Raw genomic sequence first — 5,662 nt, forward strand, 5'->3', positions numbered from 1 at the left:
GCGACGAAGCTCGCCGCCCCGCAGAGCAGGATGATCTGGACCACCAGCACCGTATCGCTCACTCCGATTGCCCAGGAACCGAGCGGCGTTGCCGCCATGCTGGCGAGCGCAACCCGCTTGGTCTTGCGGTCAATGGCCCCCTGTTCCCGCCAATTCCGGATCGGCGGCCCCAGGCGGGGGTGATGCAGCAGCCAGGCTTCCAGGCGGGGAGAACTGCGCGCAAAGGCGAAAGCGGCGAGCAGCAGAAACGGCGTCGTCGGCAGCAGCGGCAGCAGGATTCCGACAATCGCCAGAACCAGCGCCACCCCGCCACAGGCTGCCCAGATAATCCGCATCCCCCCTCCGGCCTGCGGGATCGCCCGCCTGTGTAACATTCCGCAAAAAATTCCGCCCTCGGAACCAAGCTGTCCCAGGGTAGCCTTTCGCGTCAGGCTCCAGTATAGACAACGGATCATGAACGATAGCTTTACCGATCTGCCCGAACCCGGCACGCCCGACGCGCTTCCCCCCTATCTTATGGGGCTCAACCCGCCGCAGCGCGACGCGGTGGAAGCCACCGAAGGGCCGGTGTTGGTGCTGGCGGGCGCGGGCACGGGGAAAACCCGCGTGCTTACCTCCCGCCTCGCCCATCTCATTCTAACGCGGCGGGCGCAACCGTGGCAGATTCTGGCCGTCACCTTCACCAACCGGGCCGCACGGGAAATGCGCGACCGCGTCGCGGCGCAAATCGGCCCGATGGCGCAGGATATTTGGCTGGGCACCTTCCACGCCCTCGCCGCCCGGCTGCTGCGGCGGCACGCGGAACTAGTCGGGCTGAAAAGCACCTTCAGCATTCTCGATACCGACGATCAACTGCGCCTGCTGAAGCAAATCTTGCAGGCCAATGCGGTCGATGAAAAGCGCTGGCCCGCCAAACTGCTGCTCGGCACCATCGAACGCTGGAAGGATCGCGGCTTAACCCCCGACAAGCTTTCCATCGATGACGGCGGCGAGACGGCGGGCGGGCGGCTGGTCGATTTGTATCGGCAGTATCAGGACCGGCTGAAGATTCTCAACGCCTGCGATTTTGGCGATTTGCTGCTGCATATCGTCACCATCTTCCAGCAGCACCCGGATGTATTGGCCGAATATCACCGCAAGTTCCGCTATATTCTCGTCGATGAGTATCAAGATACCAATGTGGTGCAATATCTCTGGCTGCGGCTTTTGGCCCAGCAGAGTAAGAATATTTGCTGCGTCGGCGACGACGATCAATCGATCTACGCCTGGCGCGGCGCAGAAATCGACAATATCCTGAAGTTCGATAAGGATTTCCCCGGCGCAAAGATTGTGCGCCTGGAACAAAACTACCGCTCTACCGCGCCGATCCTCGCGGCGGCCGGGCATCTCATCGCCCATAACGAAGGCCGCCTCGGCAAAACCCTCTGGACCGATAAAGACGGCGGCGCGCCGGTCAAAGTGCGCGGCGTTTGGGACGGGTCGGAAGAGGCGCGCGAGATCGGCGACGAAATCGAAAGCCTCCAGCGCGACGGCCACGGCCTCGGCTCGATGGCGATTCTGGTGCGCGCCGGGTTTCAGACGCGCGAGTTTGAAGAGCGGTTGCTCACTTTGGGCGTCCCCTACCGCGTGATCGGGGGTTTGCGCTTCTACGAGCGGGCGGAAGTGCGTGACGCCATTGCCTATCTGCGCCTGATCGCCCAGCCCGACGACGATCTCGCCTTCGAGCGCATCGTCAATGTCCCCCGGCGCGGCATTGGCGACGTGGCCTTGCAGACCCTGCACCGGGCGGCGCGCGGCGCGGGCCTGTCTTTGAGCCTCGCCGCCTATGAGGTGGTGGCGTCGGACGAGCTAAAACCGGCGGCGCGCAAAGCCGTCTCGGGCTTTCTCACCGCGATCGACCGCTGGCGGCAATTGGCCCAGGGGCTATCGGTCGCCGAACTGACCGAGCAAATCCTAGACGAATCGGGCTATACCGCGATGTGGCAGGCCGATAAATCGCCCGAAGCGCCGGGCCGCCTGGAAAATCTGAAGGAACTGGTGCGCGCGGTCGAAGAGTTCGAGAGCCTCCCGGCTTTCCTCGAACACGTCAGCCTCGTCACCGAGCGCGCCGAAAACAGCCAGGAAGAGCAGATTACCCTGATGACGCTCCACGCCGCCAAGGGGCTGGAGTTCGACACGGTGTTTCTGCCCGGCTGGGAGGAGGGCGTTTTCCCCAATCAACGCAGCCTGGACGAGACCGGCGCGCGCGGACTGGAGGAGGAACGCCGCCTCGCCTATGTCGGCATTACGCGAGCAAAAGCGCGCGCGTATATTTTCCACGCCGCCAATCGGCGCATTCATAACCAGTGGCAGTCGCTGCTGCCGTCGCGCTTCCTCAGCGAGCTCCCGCAGGCCGATATCGACCTCTCCGCCGCCACCGGCCTCGCCGGGGCCTATCGCGCAAGTTCGACCGAAACCTATAGCGGCGCCAGTTACGGCGGCGGCGAGAGCAATGGCGACCGTTGGGCCGCCCGCCGCGCCGCGCCCAGCCGTGGCCCGGTCATTGAAGGCCGCGCCACCCGGCTTGCAACCGGCCAATCGCCGCGCTTTCAGGTCGGCGAGCGGGTTTTCCATCAGAAATTCGGCACGGGCACCGTGGAGATTGCCGATGGCGATAAACTGCAAGTCAGCTTCGAAGCGGCGGGCGTGAAGCATGTTATGGCTGCATTTGTCGAGAAAAGCGCGTAAGACTGTGAGGGTTTGCATCATCTTACGGTTCGATTCTCATTCTGTTAAGAAATGGTGAGTCAGAATAATTAGTCGGTATCGCGGGGGAGAGGGCGCATGATCGGTCGACCACAAGCAAAAGCCGGCCCGGCCCGCGCCAAAGTGCGGGACAAGCGGCTGAACATGCCGAACCTATTCATCGATCTGCGCGATAAGGTGTACCGCACCAAAACCTGGGCACCGGGCAAGCTGATTCTCTCGGATTATGAGGGCGCGCTTGCAACCGGCGAAGATTTCTCCGGCGTGCTCAAAATCGGCGGCAGCCCGAAGGTGTTTCTGTTCGATGGGCACGCGGCGCGCGTCGATTACATCAACAAAAAAATGGCAGCGAGCTTCGAGCTTCACTCCAGCGAGGGCCAAGAACTGCTGGCCCAATATTACGCCGTCAAAGAAACGAACCCCGCCGCCGACCTGCCACCGCTGCTGTTCAGCCTCGCCTACCGCACGGTCAATTGGTCGCTCTCGGGGTTCCTCATCGGCAATTATGCTGGCAAACTGAAAATCGGCCAGCAGTTTTCCGGCATGATCCGGCTCGATAAAACCACGAAAGCTGGGTTCTTTCGCGCCGAAGTAAAACGCCATGTCGGCGCGGTGCGCGGCCTTGGCGCGCAGTTCCTCAGCCTGACGCCGGAAACTTTTGAGATGTTTGAAATCGCGATGAAGAAGTCGGAAAGCGCGGGCGGCTAAAGCGCTTTCCCCTAACGGCAAAGCGCTTTAGGGTGCGCACCGCATCAAAACGCGGGTAGGGCTCATTATGGCGCAAGAATATAAAATCATCCTCGTGGTCAAAGAGACCTCGGTTCAGCCCTTCGCCGATGCGCTGGACGATCTGTCGGTCGCGATTGCCGCCTTCGAAATCGTCCCCGGCGGCGATTGGCGGTTGGAGGCCTATGCGATTGAGGAACCGGAAAGCGCGACCGTGGCCGAGCGCCTGACACTGGCCGCCGTCGCCTACGGGCTGCCGCAGCCGACATTCGAAATTGAAGCGCTGCCGCAAACCGATTGGCTGGCGGAAAACCGCCGCTCCTTCCCCGCCCAAACCATTGGGCGTTTCTTTATCCACGGCTCCCATTTCGAAGGCCCGCCCCCGTCGGGTGCGATCCCGCTGCTGCTCGATGCCGCCACCGCCTTCGGCTCCGGCGAGCATGAAACGACGCGCGGCTGCCTGATCGCCATCGACCGTATCGGCAAGCAGCGCCGCCCGAAAAAGCCGCTCGATGTCGGCTGCGGCTCCGGCATTCTCGCGCTGGCGATGGCCAAACGCTACCGCCGCAAAGTGATCGCCTCCGACCTCGACCGCGAGTCGGTGCGCGTCGCCCGCGAGAATATGCACCTCAACCGCGAAAAGGCCTGGGTGCGGGTGGAGCATGGCGCGGGCTACCGCCTGCCGATCATCGGGCGCAACAAGCCCTATGATCTCATCGTCGCCAATATTCTGGCAAAGCCGCTGTGCCAGCTTGCAAAAGACCTGAAGCGGCACCTGTCGAAAGACGGCACCGTCATTCTCTCCGGCCTGCTGCAAGCCCAGGAAGCCCTGGTTCTGTCGGCGCACCGGCGGCAAGGGCTGCGTCTGGTCAACCGCCAGCGCCGTAAAGGGTGGAGCACGCTGGTTTTGGCGGCGCGGCGGTAAGGAAATGTAACCCTCGACCCGGCGCGTCCGAAGTCAGTCTATGTCCTATAAGGAGCGATGACATGGCCGCCCCGTGGCGCACCCGAAGCGGGCAGATTTCCGCGCTCAAGCTAGCCGTTTTTATCGCCCTCTTCCTGCCGGCCCTGTGGCTTGCCTTGCGCTGGGGCGGGTTTGCCCCGGATCTTGGGCCGCGCCCCCTGATGGAGACGATCCACCGCAGCGGCGATTGGGCCGTGCGGCTGTGGCTGGTCTCGCTGGCGATCACCCCCGTTCGTCATCTCTTCCGCGCCGCGCCTCTGGTGCAGGTGCGGCGGATGGTGGGGGTGGCGGTCTTCGCCTATGCCGCGCTGCATTTCGCCCTGTATATCGTCGATCTATCCTTCGACCTCGGAAAAGTCGCTTCCGAAATCTATCTGCGTTTTTATCTCACGATTGGCTTTGTCGCCCTGCTGGGGCTGGCGGCGATGGCCGCGACCTCGACCGACGGCATGCTGCGCCGGATGGGCGGGCGGGCGTGGCGCGGGTTGCATCGCCTCACCTATCCGCTGGCCGCCGTCGCCCTGGTGCATTTCGGCCTCCAGTCGAAGCTGGAGGTGAGCGAGCCGATGGTGATGAGCGGGCTGCTGCTGTGGGTTCTGCTGCTGCGCTGGCCGAAAGCCCGCACTGGATGGGCGCTTCTGCCGAGCGTGATCGCCGTCACACTCGCAACGGCAGGCCTCGAAGCGCTTTGGTACAGCCTGCGCAGCGGCGCGCCGTTGATGGCGGTTCTCAGCGTGAATTTTTCGACCGGGTTGGGGCTTCGTCCGGCCCATTGGGTCGCAATTTTGACCGGCACGGTCGCGCTCGCCGCCTTACTCTGGCAAGCGCGACCGGGGTTCGCTAATCGCGGAAATTCTCGAACTGCAAGGGCTGTTCGATCTTAAGCGTGCGCAACAGCGCGATAGCTTCTTGCAGATCGTCGCGCTTTTTGCCGGTCACGCGTAGCTCGTCGCCCTGAATGGCGACCTGGACCTTCATTTTCGAATCCTTCACGGCGCGCGTAATCAGTTTCGCCACGTCCTGCGGAATGCCCTGCTTGACGGTGATGACCTGGCGCACGCTATTGCCCATCGCTTTTTCGACGGTTTTATAATCGAGCGCGCTGGGTTCGATCTTGCGGCGGGTGAAATGCACTTTTAGCAACTCGTGCATTTGATCGAGCTTGAGCTGATCGTCGGCGAGAACGGTTAAGTCGTTCTCTTTGCGCGTAATTTCGCACTTCGAGCC

General features: G+C 62.6%; 6 protein-coding genes. 4 read left to right on the top strand and 2 right to left on the bottom strand.

The genetic code is table 11. The features are described 5' to 3' along the window. Positions 1-335, bottom strand: a 335-nt coding sequence (locus tag VZ95_RS08980) for a YbaN family protein (RefSeq protein WP_045775551.1), incomplete at its 3' end; no start/stop codon positions are given. 118 nt (positions 336-453) lie between these two features. Between VZ95_RS08980 and VZ95_RS08985 the strand changes: the two genes are divergently transcribed. The 4 genes from VZ95_RS08985 (at position 454) to VZ95_RS09000 (ending at position 5,319) form a co-directional block, all read left to right on the top strand. Next, on the top strand, positions 454-2,727 hold the full coding sequence (locus tag VZ95_RS08985) for an ATP-dependent helicase (RefSeq protein WP_045775552.1): 2,274 nt from the start codon (positions 454-456) through the stop codon (positions 2,725-2,727). A 96-nt stretch (positions 2,728-2,823) separates the two neighbouring features. Next, positions 2,824-3,453: a hypothetical protein gene (locus VZ95_RS08990; protein ID WP_045775553.1), complete on the top strand. Its 630-nt coding sequence runs from the start codon at positions 2,824-2,826 to the stop codon at positions 3,451-3,453. Between the two features lie 67 nt (positions 3,454-3,520). Continuing rightward, on the top strand, positions 3,521-4,396 hold the full coding sequence (locus VZ95_RS08995) for a 50S ribosomal protein L11 methyltransferase (protein WP_045775554.1): 876 nt from the start codon (positions 3,521-3,523) through the stop codon (positions 4,394-4,396). 62 nt (positions 4,397-4,458) lie between these two features. Beyond that, entirely contained in the window at positions 4,459-5,319 is an 861-nt protein-coding gene (locus tag VZ95_RS09000) for a protein-methionine-sulfoxide reductase heme-binding subunit MsrQ (RefSeq protein WP_045775555.1), read from the top strand. On the opposite strand, the gene VZ95_RS09005 is transcribed toward VZ95_RS09000, so the two are convergent. Then, positions 5,276-5,662 (bottom strand): YajQ family cyclic di-GMP-binding protein (locus tag VZ95_RS09005; RefSeq protein WP_045775556.1); only part of this gene is annotated, 387 nt, incomplete at its 5' end. The two genes, VZ95_RS09000 and VZ95_RS09005, sit on opposite strands and share 44 nt — an antisense overlap.

The sequence above is a fragment of the Elstera litoralis genome (assembly GCF_000963705.1).
Classification (GTDB): Bacteria; Pseudomonadota; Alphaproteobacteria; order Elsterales; family Elsteraceae; genus Elstera; species Elstera litoralis.

Excerpts from the sequence above, each read along its gene's own strand:
- VZ95_RS08985 (WP_045775552.1), top strand. The coding sequence starts at position 454 with ATGAACGATAGCTTTACCGATCTGCCCGAACCCGGCACGCCCGACGCG.
- VZ95_RS08990 (WP_045775553.1), top strand. The coding sequence starts at position 2,824 with ATGATCGGTCGACCACAAGCAAAAGCCGGCCCGGCCCGCGCCAAAGTG.
- VZ95_RS08995 (WP_045775554.1), top strand. The coding sequence starts at position 3,521 with ATGGCGCAAGAATATAAAATCATCCTCGTGGTCAAAGAGACCTCGGTT.
- VZ95_RS09000 (WP_045775555.1), top strand. The coding sequence starts at position 4,459 with ATGGCCGCCCCGTGGCGCACCCGAAGCGGGCAGATTTCCGCGCTCAAG.